The sequence below is a fragment of the Bradyrhizobium sp. SZCCHNS2022 genome (assembly GCF_032377575.1).
Lineage (GTDB): Bacteria > Pseudomonadota > Alphaproteobacteria > Rhizobiales > Xanthobacteraceae > Bradyrhizobium > Bradyrhizobium aeschynomenes.
In genome coordinates this window covers 1209293-1223511 of sequence record NZ_JAUHHZ010000001.1, presented here as the reverse complement: position 1 = coordinate 1223511, position 14219 = coordinate 1209293, and the positions used below count along the sequence as shown (strand labels likewise).

At 66.6% G+C, this 14219-nt stretch carries 13 protein-coding genes; 5 read left to right on the top strand and 8 right to left on the bottom strand.

All coding sequences use genetic code 11. The features are described 5' to 3' along the window. Nucleotides 1–160: 160 nt before the first annotated feature. Both QXZ94_RS05370 and QXZ94_RS05365 read left to right on the top strand, forming a co-directional pair. Nucleotides 161–832, top strand: coding sequence for a TetR/AcrR family transcriptional regulator (locus QXZ94_RS05370; RefSeq protein WP_315719548.1), 672 nt, complete (start codon nt 161–163; stop codon nt 830–832). Between the two features lie 19 nt (nt 833–851). Next, on the top strand, nt 852–1097 hold the full coding sequence (locus QXZ94_RS05365) for a hypothetical protein (RefSeq protein ID WP_172108021.1): 246 nt from the start codon (nt 852–854) through the stop codon (nt 1095–1097). A gap of 162 nt (nt 1098–1259) precedes the next feature. Here QXZ94_RS05365 and QXZ94_RS05360 read toward each other — a convergent pair whose 3' ends face one another. Next, on the bottom strand, nt 1260–2486 hold the full coding sequence (locus QXZ94_RS05360; RefSeq protein ID WP_315719547.1) for a CaiB/BaiF CoA-transferase family protein: 1227 nt from the start codon (nt 2484–2486) through the stop codon (nt 1260–1262). A 436-nt stretch (nt 2487–2922) separates the two neighbouring features. Here QXZ94_RS05360 and QXZ94_RS05355 point away from each other — a divergent pair, with 436 nt between their 5' ends. Further along, on the top strand, nt 2923–3495 hold the full coding sequence (locus QXZ94_RS05355; protein WP_315719546.1) for a hypothetical protein: 573 nt from the start codon (nt 2923–2925) through the stop codon (nt 3493–3495). Between the two features lie 209 nt (nt 3496–3704). Here the strand turns inward: QXZ94_RS05355 and QXZ94_RS05350 are convergent, their stop codons facing one another. Then, nucleotides 3705–4463, bottom strand: a complete 759-nt coding sequence (locus QXZ94_RS05350) for an NUDIX hydrolase (protein WP_315719545.1) — start codon at nt 4461–4463, stop codon at nt 3705–3707. 109 nt (nt 4464–4572) lie between these two features. On the opposite strand from QXZ94_RS05350, the gene QXZ94_RS05345 reads away from it, so the two are divergent. Both QXZ94_RS05345 and QXZ94_RS05340 read left to right on the top strand, forming a co-directional pair. Further along, nucleotides 4573–5610 (top strand): SPFH domain-containing protein, encoded by a 1038-nt coding sequence (locus QXZ94_RS05345; RefSeq protein WP_315719544.1) that lies wholly within the window; start codon nt 4573–4575, stop codon nt 5608–5610. After that, nucleotides 5597–6526, top strand: coding sequence for a sugar kinase (locus tag QXZ94_RS05340; protein ID WP_315719543.1), 930 nt, complete (start codon nt 5597–5599; stop codon nt 6524–6526). The genes QXZ94_RS05345 and QXZ94_RS05340 overlap by 14 nt, the downstream gene beginning before the upstream one ends. 803 nt (nt 6527–7329) lie before the next feature. On the opposite strand, the gene QXZ94_RS05335 is transcribed toward QXZ94_RS05340, so the two are convergent. From QXZ94_RS05335 to QXZ94_RS05310, 6 genes are all read right to left on the bottom strand, one after another. After that, complete coding sequence (locus tag QXZ94_RS05335) at nt 7330–9291, bottom strand: alpha amylase C-terminal domain-containing protein (RefSeq protein WP_315719542.1); 1962 nt, start codon at nt 9289–9291, stop codon at nt 7330–7332. A gap of 16 nt (nt 9292–9307) precedes the next feature. Continuing rightward, entirely contained in the window at nt 9308–9679 is a 372-nt protein-coding gene (locus tag QXZ94_RS05330) for a tRNA-binding protein (RefSeq protein WP_315719541.1), read from the bottom strand. A gap of 437 nt (nt 9680–10116) precedes the next feature. After that, a complete protein-coding gene (locus QXZ94_RS05325) occupies nt 10117–11094 on the bottom strand; it encodes an oligopeptide/dipeptide ABC transporter ATP-binding protein (RefSeq protein WP_315719540.1) in 978 nt (325 codons plus the stop codon). After that, nucleotides 11091–12080: an ABC transporter ATP-binding protein gene (locus QXZ94_RS05320; RefSeq protein WP_315719539.1), complete on the bottom strand. Its 990-nt coding sequence runs from the start codon at nt 12078–12080 to the stop codon at nt 11091–11093. The genes QXZ94_RS05325 and QXZ94_RS05320 overlap by 4 nt, the downstream gene beginning before the upstream one ends. A 277-nt stretch (nt 12081–12357) precedes the next feature. Beyond that, on the bottom strand, nt 12358–13275 hold the full coding sequence (locus QXZ94_RS05315; protein WP_315719538.1) for an ABC transporter permease: 918 nt from the start codon (nt 13273–13275) through the stop codon (nt 12358–12360). After that, nucleotides 13272–14213, bottom strand: a complete 942-nt coding sequence (locus tag QXZ94_RS05310) for an ABC transporter permease (protein WP_315719537.1) — start codon at nt 14211–14213, stop codon at nt 13272–13274. Before QXZ94_RS05310 ends, QXZ94_RS05315 begins: the two co-directional genes overlap by 4 nt. Between the last annotated feature and the right edge of the window lie 6 nt (nt 14214–14219).

Genomic DNA, 14219 nt, shown 5'->3' with positions numbered 1-14219 from the left:
CCGCTGGCCGCGTCAGCGCAAGAGCGATCTTGCGCGGCACGGTTTCACCGGGATCGTCGCCGCAGTGCCGAAATCTCGCCGCGCGGAAGCACCGCGATTGACATTCCGGCCGTCTCAAACAATAGTTTCATACAATCGTTTGAAACGCAACGGGGACCATATGGCGACCGACCAGACCCGGACTGCGATCCTCGTCGCCGCCGAGCGGCTCTATGCCGAGCGCGGCTTCTCCGACGTGACTCTGCGCGACATCGTCGCGGAGGCCAACGTCAACCTCGCCGCGGTGAACTATCATTTCGGCTCCAAGGACGAATTGATCGCCGAGCTGTTCGTGACGCGCTCGATCGCGCTCAACCGCGAGCGGCTGCGCGAATTGCGGGCGGCGGAAGACGCCGGCGGCGGCCGCGCCGAGATCGGCGCCATCCTGCGCGCCCTCGTCGGCCCGATCCTGCGCGGCTGCCTGGGGCCGGAGAACCAGCGTTCGCCGGTGGCGCGCTTCATGATCCGCGCCTCGATCGAATCGGTGCCGCCAATTCGCCGCATCAAGAACAAGGAAATCGACCATCTGCGGAAATTCGCCGCAGCGATGAAGCGCGCGCTGCCGGAGAGCTCCGAAGTCGACCTGTTCTGGGGCCTGCATTTCGCGCTCGCCATGGCGCATCACACCATCCGCGAGAGCGAGCGCCTCACCAAGCTGTCCGACGGACAATGCGACCTCGACGATGTCGAGGATGTGATCGACCGCGTCGTGCGCGGCGCCGTGCTCGGCTTGACCACGCGCGTGCCGGCGGCAAAGTCAACGCAGAAGGTTGCGGCGCGCGAGGCGCGCTAGCCAGAATGGAGCAAGCCGGATGACGCAGCGCCTGCGATTGATCATGGCCGTCGCCGCCACGGCGATCGCGATGGTCTCGGCCAGCGAGCCGGTGCTGGCGCGCGGCGCCGCCGCCAACATCATGAACTCCCCCGGCTATCAGCGCCGCCTGCAGGAATCGCGGCAACAGCTCGGCGCGCCGCCGCCGGCTCCGTATGTGTCAGAGCCGCGCTATCACGCGCCCAGGCACAAGGCGAAGCGCTACCGTCACCACCGCCACAACTGAGGCACACTCTCTCCACGGTTCGTCCCGGCGAACGCCGGGACCCATACCGCGTGATCCGTCTTGAGGCACGCGGGGAGAGATCGAGGATCAGCACCGCGGCCGGTGGTTATGGGTCCCGGCGTTCGCCGGGACGACGTCGGGGAATGCCGCGATTGTCGCGCCCTACACCACGCCCTGCTGCTTCAACGCCGCGATCTTCGCCGCGTCGTAGCCGAGCCCCGCCAGCACGTCCTGCGTATGCTCGCCGAGCAGCGGCGGGGCGCGGTAGTCGGTGATCGGCGTGCCCGAGAACGTCAGCGCGTTGCGGATCACCGACAGCTGCGGCTCGAACGGGTGATCGACCTTCACCTCCATGCCGCGCGAGCGGACATGCGGATCGGCGAAGACATGGGCGAAGTCGTTGACGGGGCCGCAGGGCACGCCCGCCTTCTCCAAGTCCTCCAGCCAATGCGCGACCGAGTTCTTCAGGAACAGGCCGGCGAAGATCGCCATGATCTCCTTGCCGTTGACGACGCGGTCGTTGTTCCTGACGAACTTCGGATCGGTGGCGAGCTCCGGCGCCCCGAGCACTGCGCAGGTGCGCGCGAACTGGGCGTCGTTGCCGACCACCAGCATCAACTCGCCGTCGGTGCAGCGGAACACGCCGGCCGGCATGCCGCCATTGCCCCAGGTGCCGCGCCGCGGCGGCGACTTCCCGTTGATCAGGAAGATCTGCGCGTAGTGCGACAGCGAGGCGATCACGGTGTCGAACAGGCAGACGTCGACGTGCTGGCCGCCGCCGCCATTGACGTCGCGGTGGTACAGCGCCGAGAGGATGCCGATCGAGGTGTTCATGCCGGTCATGTAGTCGACGATCGACGGTCCGACCTTCATCGGCCCCGCCCCCGGCTCGCCGTCCATGTGCCCGGTGACGCTCATCAGCCCGCCCATGGCCTGGAAGATCGCGTCATAGCCGGCGCGCGGCGCGTACGGCCCGGTCTGGCCGAAGCCGGTGACGGAACAGTAGATCACGTCGGGATTGACCGCCTTGATGGCGTCGTAGTCGAGGCCGTAGCGCTTGAGGTCGCCGACCTTGTAGTTCTCCATGAACACGTCGCAGTCCTTGGCGAGCGCGCGGATGATCTCCTGGCCCTCGGGCGAGGCGATGTTGACGGTGACCGATTTCTTGTTGCGGTTGGCGCAGATGTAGAACGAATTGTTGTTGTTGGCCTTGCCCTCGGGGTCTTTCAGGTAGGGCGGCCCGAACGCACGCGCGTCGTCGCCGGTGCCCGGACGCTCGATCTTGATCACCTCGGCGCCGAGATCCGCCAGCATCTGGGCGGAGAGCGGCCCCGCCAGCACGCGGGTCAAATCGAGAATCTTGATGCCAGACAGCGGCAAGGCCGACATGGATGTTCCTCCGGGAATTTATTCCTTGTGGCGGACATGCCCCGCGGGGCGCCGCCAGTCACTCGCGGATACACCATTTCGGCCGTCCGAGCACTGCGCTCTCGGCATGCGGCCTTGCCCGGGACAGGAGGTGAGCCGCCCCTCCAGGAGAGGTCGTCATTCCGGGGCGTGCGCAGCACGAGCCCGGAATCCATTTATCCGCACGTTCTGCCGCCCGATGGATTCCGGGCTCGCGCTTCGCGCGCCCCGGAATGACGGCGGGCGCGGGGCAAGCTCTGGTGCACACATCCGGAATTCGCGCCAGTCGGCTGACTTTCTTGCTTCGTTTTGTGTGCGCGGCGGGTCCAGACACATCCGTACACATGGAACAAGCAGCCGTTAATCGTTCGAGCCCCACCTGGAGGCAGGTTTGATGTCGCAACCCTCGGAGCATGCCATGACGTCGATCTCCGCCTCCTCCATGACCGGCTTTTCGCCGCTCGACCTGCTCAAACAGGAGCTCACCAAGGAAGTCTCGGCCGGCAAGGTCAGCTCCGCCGACCAGACCGCGCTGTCGTCGGCGCTCGACGACATCGACTCCGCGTTGCAGAGCGGCAGCTCGTCGGCGTCGACCAGTTCCAGCAAACCGCCATCGCCCGAGGAGATGCAGTCGAAGATCGACGATCTCATCCAGAGCGAGGTCGACAGCGGCAAGCTGACCTCGGACCAGGCGACCGAGCTGAAGAACGTATTTGCCAACGCCTTCTCCGGCGGTCCGGGCGGCGCAGGTGGCGCCGGTGGTCCGCCGCCCGGTCCGCCTCCGAGCGACGATGAGTCCAGCACCGACACCACGTCGAGCACCTCGTCATCGACGTCGTCGGACTCCTCGTCCCAGGTCGAGGAGCTCCTGAAGAAGCTGCTGGAGGCGCTGCAGAGCTCGAACAGCAGCAAGACCTCGTCCTACAGCGCCAACGGCAGCAGCTCGTCGAGCTCGACCAGCAAGTCGCTGGTGGTGGACTTCTCGGCCTGACCAAGCCTTGCGCCACGCGGCGCGAGCGGTCGCGTGGCGCACGACCCTCTCATCCCGTCATTGCGAGCGCAGCGAAGCAATCCAGAGTCCCGCACACCACCCTGGATTGCTTCGCTGCGCTCGCAATGACGGTGGCGAAGCGGGCGGCCCCCCCCCTCGCAGCGCGTGGGACCCCGCATGTCGCTTCGCTCATGCGGGCTACAAGAGCTTCACTCCGGCGCGTTGAACGTCCGCGCAAAGTACACCGGCGCGGCGGCCTTCTTCAGGCGATACAGCTGCGCCGGCCGGTTCGGCCCCTTGCGCATCTTGTCGATCGGCTCGATCAGGTCGGCTGAGAGCATGCGGGTGCGGAAGGCGCTCTTTTCCAAGGGACGATCAAGCACGATCTCGTAGGTCCGCTGCAGCTCGGGCAAGGTGAACTCCTCCGGCATCAGATAGGCCGGCAGCGAGGTGTATTCGACCTTGTTGCGCAGCCGCTGCACGGCGGCCTGCAGGATCTCCTGATGATCGAAGGCGAGCTTCGGTTTCACGCTCGCGCCTTGAAGCGGAGACCATTGCGCATCGGCCGCGAGCGCCGTCTCCGCGGCTGAGGCCGGGATCAGCGCGAAATAGGCATGGGTCGCCGACCAGCCGCGCGGATCGCGCGTGGCGCTGCCCCAGCTGCCGAGCTGCTCGAGATACGGACTGACCACGCCGGTCTTCTCGGCGAGCTTACGCCGCGCACAGGCCTCGAGGTCGCGATCCCTCGCAACATCGACGAATCCCCCCGGCAGCGCCTGCGCATCCGGGAACGGCTCGCCCTCGCCATGGCCGCGGCGCACCAGCAGCACATGCAGCGCCTCCTGCCGGATCGTGAAGATGACGATGTCGACCGTGGTCAGCGGCCGTGGGAAATCCAGCGCGCGCCTCTTGGCCCCGCTCTGCACCGGCTCCCCCGCCCCGGTCCCCGGTCCCTGCCGTCCTGCCATACCGCCGTCCCCTTCGATTTTGCCGCTTGACACTAGCATACTTAGTTGTACTATCCAACTTACTTAGTTGGCGTGACACACTTACGCCGTCACACGTCAGGAGGCCGCCATGTTCGGCTTACGCTTCATCAAGGCCCAGCCCACCACCTACCTGCTCAAGTACCGCGCCGGCACGATCGTCGAGGAAGGCGCCGGGCTCTCCACCTTCTATTACGGGCCCGCGACCTCGCTGGTCGCGATCCCGATCGGCAGCCGCGACGCCGCCTTCATCTTCCAGCAGATCGCCCGCGACTTTCAGACACTGACCATCCAGGGCCAGGTCACCTACCGCATCGGCGAGCCGAAGAAGGCGGCGGCGATGCTGAATTTCACGCTCAAGCGCGACGGCAAGACCTACGAGTCCGACGACCCGGAGGAACTGCCGCAGCGCGTGCTCGGCGCGGTCGAGGTGCTGGCGCAGCAGGCGGTCAAGGACATGACCCTCCGGGAAGCGCTGCGCGCTTCCGACCGCATCGCTGAGGCGATCGCAGCCGGATTGAAGCAACGGGCCGACATCGATGCGCTGGGTCTTGAAATCCTCGGCGTCGCCGTGCGGGCGGTGAAGCCGACGCCGGAAACGGCGAAGGCGCTTGAAGCCGAGGCGCGCGAGGCGATCCTGAAGACCGCGGACGAGGCCATCTTCGCCCGGCGCAATTTCGCAGTCGAGCGCGAGCGGGCCATCCGCGAGAGCGAGCTCGACACCGAGATCGCGGTCGAACAGAAGAAGCGTTCGATCCGCGAGACGCAGATGGATGCGGAGGCCAGCGTCGCAGCGAAGAAGAACGAGCTGCGCGAGGCCGGCATGGTCGCCGACATCGGGCTGGAGGCCAAGCGCAAGGATTTCGTGTCGCTGAACGCGGCGAACACCCGCACGCTGGCGGACGCCGAAGCCTACCGCGTCGGCGCGCTGATGAAGATCTTCGAGGGTGTCGACACCCGCGTGATCCAGGCGCTGGCGGCGACCGGCATGCAGCCGGGCCAGCTGATCGCGCAGGCGTTCTCTGGCCTCGCCGAAAAGGCCGAGAAGATCGGGCAGCTGAACGTCTCGCCGGAGCTGCTGAACAGCCTGATGCAGAAGCCCGCGGAGGCCCCCCGTGTCCGGCAATGACCGCAAGGTGATCCTGGTCACCAGGAGGACGCGGCTCGAGGAGCTGATCGCAAAGTTCCTCACCGCGGACCAGGCCCGCTTCTACGTCGAGCATCTCGGCGCCGACTTCTCCGACTACGAACGCGAGCACGCGGCCTACCAGGCCGCGCGCGCCACGGCCACGCAGACCCTGGAGCGCTGGGGCCGCTACCAGATCGTCGACCGCGGCTTCCTGCCGAACTTCATCTTCGGCCCCGCCGACATCGTCGCAGCCCTCGGCCCCGACGGGCTGGTCGCCAACACCATGAAATATCTCGACGGCCAGCCGCTGCTCGGTCTCAACCCGGACTCGCTGCGCCATGACGGCGTGCTGCTGCCGTTCGCGCCGGATGATCTCGCGAACCTGCTGCCGGAGGTCGCCGCCGACAAGCGCGCCGCCAAGGCGGTGACCATGGCGCGCGCGAGCCTCGCCGACGGCCAGGTGCTGTACGCCGTCAACGACCTCTTCATCGGCGCGCGCACGCATGTGTCGGCGCGCTACGAGATCGCGACGCGTGAGCGGCAGGAGCGGCAGTCGTCGAGCGGGCTGATCGTGGCAACCGGCCTCGGCTCGACCGCCTGGTTCAAGAGCATCGTCACCGGTGCTCTGGCGATCGCGGGCCGCTATGGCAGTCACGGCGACGGCGGCTACACCGCCCTGCCCTGGGACGCCCGCGCGCTTCGCTTTGCCGTCCGCGAGCCGTTCCCGAGCAAGACGTCGCAGACGTCGCTGGTGTGCGGCGGCCTCGACGGCGGCGAGACATTGCGCCTGCGCTCGCTGATGCCGGAGAACGGCGTGATCTTCTCGGATGGCATCGAGTCGGATCATCTCGATTTCAATGCCGGGACCGAGGCCGTGATCGGGATTGCGGAGCGGCAGGGGCGATTGATTGTATAGTTCGCCCCTGCAGATCGCTTCGCCGATGGGCGTGCCCCGTCCTCACCGCGTCATTGCGAGCGCAGCGAAGCAATCCAGAGTCCCGCCCACCACCCTGGATTGCTTCGCTGCGCTCGCAATGACGGCGGAGAGACCGGAGGTCCTCGCTCGCATATCGCCGCTTCTGAGCACGGTGCTGTAGGGTGGGCAAAGCGGACGCCGAAGGCGGCGGCGTGCCCACCATTGATCAACGAGCACGCCGGCAAGACGGTGGGCACGGCGCCTCTGCGATCTCATTCGTCGGGAGAGCACGGCATCGCCTTTGCCCACCCTACGGCCTACGCGTCAGCTCCGGTAGCTCGCTTATAGATCCATTCAAACATGCCGCCGAACTCGCAGCACGCAGTAAATAGTTCATCCCGGCGGGCTCGCCGATTTGATAGATCACCGCCGGATCTGCATGTGATCCACACGCCGTCCGGGTCGTCAGGCCGTGGCCGTGCGTCTGTCGTCCATTCGAAATGCCTGTAGGGGTAACTGACGCTGGTTCGGTCCCTGCGTTGACAGGCCGTTCTTATCGATCCGATGATTTCACTTGCCTGCTCGAACGTCAGATCGAGGGGCTCGCCATCGGAAAAGCGCGCGTCTAGTGTTATCTTAAGATGCGGGATCTGCATCATCAGCCCAGGCGCCAGATCGATGCGATGAGGGGGCGGATCGCGGTCAGCCTCCCGGCGCGCTCGATTGGCCTGATGAGTCCGGGCGATCGCAGTGAACAGTGCCTTGATCGCCGATGACGCCCGCATCAAGTCAGTTTCCTTCCGCTACGCTCGCGCAAACACCAGCAGCCCATTCGCGGGAATCGTCACCATCGCCGAATTCGGCTGGCCATGCAGCGCGGGGCCGTTCGCATTCACCGCGCCGTTGTTGCCGACCACGCCCGGATTGACCCAATTGTCGTAGACGTCGCTGTTGAACACCTCGTGCCACGCGCCGCCGGCCGGGAAGCCGATGGCGTAGTCGCGCCACGGCGTTTCGCTCAGGCTGACGATCACCATGACGTCGTCGCCCTGGCCGTCCCAGCGGTGGAAGGCGAGGACGCGGTTGGCGTCGTGGACGTGGACGACGGCGCAGCCCTCGGAGGTCAGCGCCGGATGGGTGCGGCGGATGGCGATCAGCTCCGATGTGAAGCGCATCGCGTCGGCGGTGATCTTGTCCTCGCCGTCGAGCAGCGCCCATTGGATCGTGGTGTCCAGGCTGGGCGTGTCGCTCCACGGCCGGTCCTCGAACAGCTCCTGGCCCATGAACAGCATCGGGATGCCCGGCGCGGTCAGCAGCAGGCCGGTGGCGACGCGGCAGCGGCTGCGCGCGTACCAGCAGCGGCTGTCGACGGGATCGGCGAGACGCGAGATGCGCGGCTCGCGGCCGGCATAGACGATGTCGTGGTTCTCGATCGAGTTGACCATGCGCCAGCGATTGCCGAGGCTGATATCGGCAATGGCCGCGGCGATGGGCTGCATCGCCACCGAAGCCCCTGCTCCGCCCGCCGCGCTGGCAATGGCACCGCGTACCGCAAGCCGCAGGCCATCGCTCCAGGTCGCATCGAAGCCGGCGCCACCTTGCGCGATGTCCTTCACCACCCACGGATTGACCGGCCAGAATTCCGCGATCTGGATCGCGTCCGGCTTCTCCGCGCGCAGCGCCTCGGTGAGCTGCTGGCAGGTCGCCCAGCCGCCGAAGCGGTCCATCACGCTGACCTCGTCGAAGCGCAGGCCGTCGGCGTGGTACTCGCGATAGAACATGATGGCGTTGTCGACGAGATACTGCCGCACGTCGGCATTCCAATATGCGAACACCTGCCCGCCGGCCCAACCCTGGTCGGTGAAATACAGGCTGCGGTTGGGATCGCCGTAAGGCTGGCGGTCGAAGAACCAGATGCTGTTCTCGTCGAAGCCGCCGCCGGCATGGTTGTAGACGACGTCGAACAACACGGCGATGCCATGGATATGGCAGACGTCGATCAGCGCGCGCAGCTGGTCGTCGCAATGCCTGACGACGCCGATATCGGCGTAAGGCACGGCGCCCGCGGCCATCAGGATCTCGTTGGTCCGCGCGAAATAGGCCGCGAGATGCGCCTGCTCCACCTCGCCATAGTCAGTCTCCGGGCTGAACAGATCGGTGCCGTTGTAGCCCATGCTGAACATGGTCGGGAATTCCTGCACCGGCAGCAGCTCGATGGCGTTGATTCCGAGCTTGGCGAGGTGCGGCACGCGTTCGATGACGTCGAAGAAGCAGCCGTCGGGATTGCCGGCCTTCATGTCGAAGGTGCCGACATGGAGCTGATAGATCACGAATTCATTGTTAGGCGGCGGCGTGAAGTCGATGTCATGCCAGGGAAACGCTTGCGGATTGCGCAGCACCGAATGCGCTTGCGGGAACGGTGGATCGACGGTGAGCAGCCGCGCGTGGGGATCGCGCTTGTAGCCCGAATTGCCCTCACCCTCGACGAAGTACATGTAGGCGTCGCCGTCCTTCAGGCCGGGGATGAAGATCGTCCAATGGCCATTGCCGATCGGCGCCAGGCGGCAGCTCGCATCCTGCGCCCAGTCGTTGAACGGGCCGGACACGTAGACCGCCTTGGCATGCGGCGCGAACACGCGGAAGGTGGCGCCGCCGGTCACCAGGGTGCCGCCCATGGGAGCCTGGAGAAGATGCATCTGCCGCAGCGAAATCCTCAAGCCTTCGGGGAATGGCGGCAGCGTAACAGGTTCGAGCAGCATATCCATTGCCGGCGCTCCCCGCTCAGAACAACCGCGCCCCGTTCGGCACGACCTTGTCGGGCTTGAACAGCACGACATTGCCGGCCTCGTCGGGAAAGCCGAGCGTCAGCACCTCCGACATGAACTTGCCGATCTGCCGCGGCGGGAAGTTGACGACACCAGCGACCTGGCGGCCGACGAGCGTGCCCGGATCATAGAGCGAGGCGATCTGCGCGCTGGAACGCCTGGTACCGATGGCCGGGCCGAAATCGATCGTCAGCTTCAGCGACGGCTTGCGCGCCTCCGGATAGGGCTCGGCCGCGACGATGGTACCGACGCGGATATCGACGGCGAGGAACTGGTCGAAGCTGATCTGGGCGGCCGCGGGTGCTGTCGGATCATGGGCGAGATGCATGGCGGCCTCTTCGAACGCGGGACATGCTGCACCGGACGGAGTTCCGGGGCGGCGGTGGACTTGAGATTCCTCAACCAGATCAATTTCTAGTCGCCGGGTCGGGCGGTGACAATGCACCGGCCTGGGGATGGCGCCTCCACACCGGCGATTGGGCAGGCCGGTGTGGCCGATGAGCAGCAAACAGCGCCGCGCCAACGCTTCCACCTCGGCAGCGTCTCGCCCCCTCCACGAACCCCGCCGTCGTCCCGGCGAACGCCGGGACCCATAACCACAGGCCGTTGTCGTGACACGAGACGGCCGGGCTTGCGCAAGCCAACAACCGACACGGAGTATGGATCCCGGGTCGGCGCCCGCCCCCGCTTCGCGGCGGCAGGCTTGCCCGGGACGACAGCAGAGGGTGATGCCAGAGCGAGGGTCCGCGCCGCAGCCCGCGCTAACTAAGCGGGATTCTCCAAATGACACGCCACCCACTGGTCCTCGCCCTTGAGCCTGAGCTCCGGCACTTCGCTGCGGCAGCGGTCGAAGGCCAGGGGGCAGCGCGTGTTGAAGCGGCAGCCTTTGGGCGGGTTGACCGGGCTCGGCACGTCGCCCTTGAGGATGATGGGCGTGCGCTCGGCACCGGGCTCCGGGACGGGCACGGCTGACAGCAGCGCCTTAGTGTAGGGATGGCCGGGCGAGGCAAAGATCTGCCGCCTCGGCGCCATCTCGACGATCTTGCCGAGATACATCACGGCGACGCGGTGCGTCATGTGCTCGACGATGGCGAGGTCGTGGCTGATGAACAGCAGCGCCAGGCCGAACTCGCGCTGCAAATCTTGCAGCAAATTGACGATCTGCGCCTTGACGGAGACGTCGAGGGCGGACACCGCCTCGTCGCAGACGATCAGCTCGGGCTTGGCGGCGAGCGCGCGCGCAATGCCGATGCGCTGGCGCTGGCCGCCGGAGAATTCGTGCGGGCGACGGTTCACGGCATCGCGCGGCAGGCGGACGATCTCCATCAGCTCCTTGATGCGCGCGTCGAGCTCGGCCTTGTCCTTGGCGAGACCGAAATTGTTGATCGGCTCGGCGAGGATGTCGCGAATCCGCATGCGCGGATTGAGGCTGGAGAACGGGTCCTGGAACACGACCTGGACGCGGCGGCGCATCTCGCGCAGGCGGTGCGGGCCGAGATCGTCGATACGTTGGCCGTCGAGCACGATCTGGCCGCCGGTGATGTCGAACAGCCGCAGAATCGCGCGGCCGACGGTGGACTTGCCGCAGCCGGACTCGCCGACCAGCGACAACGTCTCGCCGCGCGCGATCTCGAACGACACGCCGTCGACCGCATGCACCTTGCTCTTGGTGCGGCCGAACAGGCCGCCCGAGATCGGGAAGTGCTTCTTGAGGTCGTTGACCTGGAGCAGCGGCATGGTCATGCGGCAGCCTGCTCCTTCAAGGCGAAATGACAGGCGGCGATGTGATGCGCGGCCTTCTGCTCCAGCCCCGGCGCGTATTGGCGGCAAAGGTCGGTCGCGAGCGCGCAGCGGCCGGCGAAAACGCAGCCCTCGATGCGCTGCTTGAGGTCCGGCACCTGGCCGGGGATTTCCGCCAGACGCTTGGTTTCGCCCGACAGCGAGGAGCCGAGCTTGGGCAGCGCGCCGAGCAGGCCTTGCGTATAGGGATGACGCGGGTTGCGGAACAGCTCCTTCACCGGCGCTTCCTCGACCTTGCGTCCGGCATACATCACCATCACGCGCTCGGCGACCTCGGCGACGACGCCGAGATCGTGGGTGATCAGGATGATCGCGGCGCCGACACGCTGTTTCAATTCGAGCATCAGCTTGAGGATCTGCGCCTGGATGGTGACGTCAAGCGCCGTCGTCGGCTCGTCCGCGATCAGGAGCTTTGGATTGCACGCCAGCGCCATCGCGATCATCACGCGCTGGCGCATGCCTCCCGACAGCTGGTGCGGATATTCGCGCACGCGCCGTGCCGGCTCGGGGATGCCGACCAGCGTCAGCATCTCGACCGCGCGCGCCTCCGCCTGCGCCTGGTCGAGCCCCTGATGCAGCCGCAGCGTCTCGCCGATCTGTCGGCCGACCGTCAGCACCGGATTGAGGCTCGTCATCGGCTCCTGGAAGATCATCGAGATGTCGTTGCCGCGCAGCGCGCGCATCTCGCGGTCGGAGAGCGTGAGGATGTCCCTGCCCTCGAGCTTGATCGAGCCCGCGATCTTGCCGGGCGGCTCCGGGATCAGTCGCATCATCGACATCGAGGTGACGGACTTGCCGCAGCCGGACTCGCCGACGATGGCCAGCGTCTCGCCGGGGTTGACGTGGAACGACACGCCGTCGACGGCGCGATTGATGCCGGTCGGCGTGCGGAAATGGACCTGGAGATTCTCGACCTCGAGCAGCGGCATCAGTTCAGCTCCGGGCCGTGGCGTGAGGCCGCATGCGGTGACAGTGGGGCCTCATGGTTCGAGACGCGCCGCGCATTGCAACTGCCCGCGATCAAGGGCAACTCGGCGCGGCGCTCCTCACCATGAGGGTCGGGGTCCGAGATCGGCGCTGCAGCGTTGTCATGATCAGGGTCCCCACAGCGCACGCTCCCACCCCTCACCCTGAGGAGCTCGCCGGAGGCGAGCGTCTCGAAGGGCGAGGCCCCAACTCGGCCGTCAAATTTTGACATCACCCCGCTCATGGTGATTTCGCCATGCGCGGATCGAGCGCGTCGCGGAGGCCGTCGCCGACGAGGTTCACGGCCAGCACCGTGACCGAGAGGAACGCGGCCGGGAAGAACACGATGTAGGGCTTGACCTGCCACAGCGCGCGGCCCTCGGCCATGATGTTGCCCCAAGACGGAATGGTCGGCGGCGTGCCGGCGCCGATGAAGGACAGGATCGCCTCGGTGATCATGGCGCTGGCGCAGATGTAGGTGGCCTGCACCAGCATCGGCGCCGTGGTGTTCGGTAGGATGTGGCGCAGGATCACCATCGGCGTGCGCGTGCCCGACGCGACGGCGCCATCGACGTAAGGCTGCTCGCGCAAGCTCAGCACCACGCCGCGCACGAGGCGCGCGACGCGCGGGATCTCGGCGATGGTGATGGCGAGGATGACGTTGCCGACGCTGCCGCGGGTCAGCGCCATCAGCGCCACCGCGAGCAGGATCGGCGGAATCGACATCAGCCCGTCCATGCAGCGCATCAGCACGCCGTCGGCCCAACGCAGGAAGCCGGCGACGAGGCCGATTGCGAGCCCGATCAGCGAGGCCGCCAGAGCGACCGAGAGGCCGACCGTGAGCGAGACGCGGGTGCCGTAGAGCACGCGCGAATAGATGTCGCGGCCCAGCGCATCGGTGCCGAACCAGAAATCCGCCGACGGCAGCCGCGTCCGCTTGGCCGGCGCGATCGCGGTCGGATCGACGGTGAAGAGGAACGGCGCGAACACACCGATGATGACGAGCACGAGCAGCAGCGCGCCGCCGATTGCGACCGTCGGATGGTTGCGCAGGAAGCCGACGGCGCCGCGCCGGATCTTCGGCGCCGCCATCAGATCGGGCAGACGAGGCGCGACGACGAGGCCCGGCGGTGGAGAGGTTGTGGTCGTGGCGGTCAATAGCGGATCCTCGGGTCGACCAGCGTGTAGGTGATGTCGATCAGGAGATTGACGAGCACGTAGACGAAGCTGAACAGCAGCACGATGCCCTGAATCACCGGATAGTCACGGCGCAGGATGGCGTCGATGGTGAGCCGGCCGAGGCCGGGAATGGCGAACACGCTCTCGGTGACGACGGCGCCGCCGATCAGCAGCGCAATGCCGATGCCGACCACGGTGACGATCGGCACCGCCGCATTCTTCAGCGCGTGGATGAACAGGATGCCGCCCTGCCCCAGGCCCTTGGCGCGCGCGGTGCGGATGTAGTCCTGCTGCAGCACCTCGAGCATCGCGGCGCGGGTGATGCGCGCGATCAGCGCGATATAGACGCAGCCGAGCGCCACCGCCGGCAGGATCAGGTTCTGCAGCCACGGCCAGAAGCCTTGCGACAACGGCGTGTAGCCCTGCACCGGCAACAGGTCGAACTTGAGCGCGAACACATAAGCGAGGATGTAGCCGACCACGAACACCGGCACCGAGAAGCCGAACACCGCGAAGGCCATGATCACGCGATCGATCCACGTGCCGGCCTTCCACGCCGCGATCACGCCGAGCGGCACCGCAATGAGGATGGTGAGCACCAGGGTCACCATCATCAGCGACAAAGTCGGCTCGATGCGCTGGGCGATCATCGCCGACACCGGAAGATTGGTGAAGATCGATGTGCCCAGATCGAAATGCAGCAGGCGCCACACCCAGCTGCCGAACTGGACCAGGAAGGGCTGGTCCAGTCCGAGATTGGCGCGGATGCGCTCGACGTCGGCCGGGCTCGCCTGATCACCGGCGATGACAACGGCCGGATCGCCCGGCGCGATGTACAGCAGGCTGAAGACGAACAGCGCGACGATCGCCATCACTGGCAAGGTCGACAGCACGCGTCGGAGCGCATAAGCGAGCATGTGAGT

Coding starts and splice junctions, on each gene's coding strand:
- QXZ94_RS05365 (WP_172108021.1), top strand. CDS start 852: ATGACGCAGCGCCTGCGATTGATCATGGCCGTCGCCGCCACGGCGATC.
- QXZ94_RS05320 (WP_315719539.1), bottom strand. CDS start 12,080: ATGCCGCTGCTCGAGGTCGAGAATCTCCAGGTCCATTTCCGCACGCCG.
- QXZ94_RS05345 (WP_315719544.1), top strand. CDS start 4,573: ATGTTCGGCTTACGCTTCATCAAGGCCCAGCCCACCACCTACCTGCTC.
- QXZ94_RS05330 (WP_315719541.1), bottom strand. CDS start 9,679: ATGCATCTCGCCCATGATCCGACAGCACCCGCGGCCGCCCAGATCAGC.
- QXZ94_RS05360 (WP_315719547.1), bottom strand. CDS start 2,486: ATGTCGGCCTTGCCGCTGTCTGGCATCAAGATTCTCGATTTGACCCGC.
- QXZ94_RS05335 (WP_315719542.1), bottom strand. CDS start 9,291: ATGGATATGCTGCTCGAACCTGTTACGCTGCCGCCATTCCCCGAAGGC.
- QXZ94_RS05370 (WP_315719548.1), top strand. CDS start 161: ATGGCGACCGACCAGACCCGGACTGCGATCCTCGTCGCCGCCGAGCGG.
- QXZ94_RS05355 (WP_315719546.1), top strand. CDS start 2,923: ATGACGTCGATCTCCGCCTCCTCCATGACCGGCTTTTCGCCGCTCGAC.
- QXZ94_RS05325 (WP_315719540.1), bottom strand. CDS start 11,094: ATGACCATGCCGCTGCTCCAGGTCAACGACCTCAAGAAGCACTTCCCG.
- QXZ94_RS05310 (WP_315719537.1), bottom strand. CDS start 14,213: ATGCTCGCTTATGCGCTCCGACGCGTGCTGTCGACCTTGCCAGTGATG.
- QXZ94_RS05350 (WP_315719545.1), bottom strand. CDS start 4,463: ATGGCAGGACGGCAGGGACCGGGGACCGGGGCGGGGGAGCCGGTGCAG.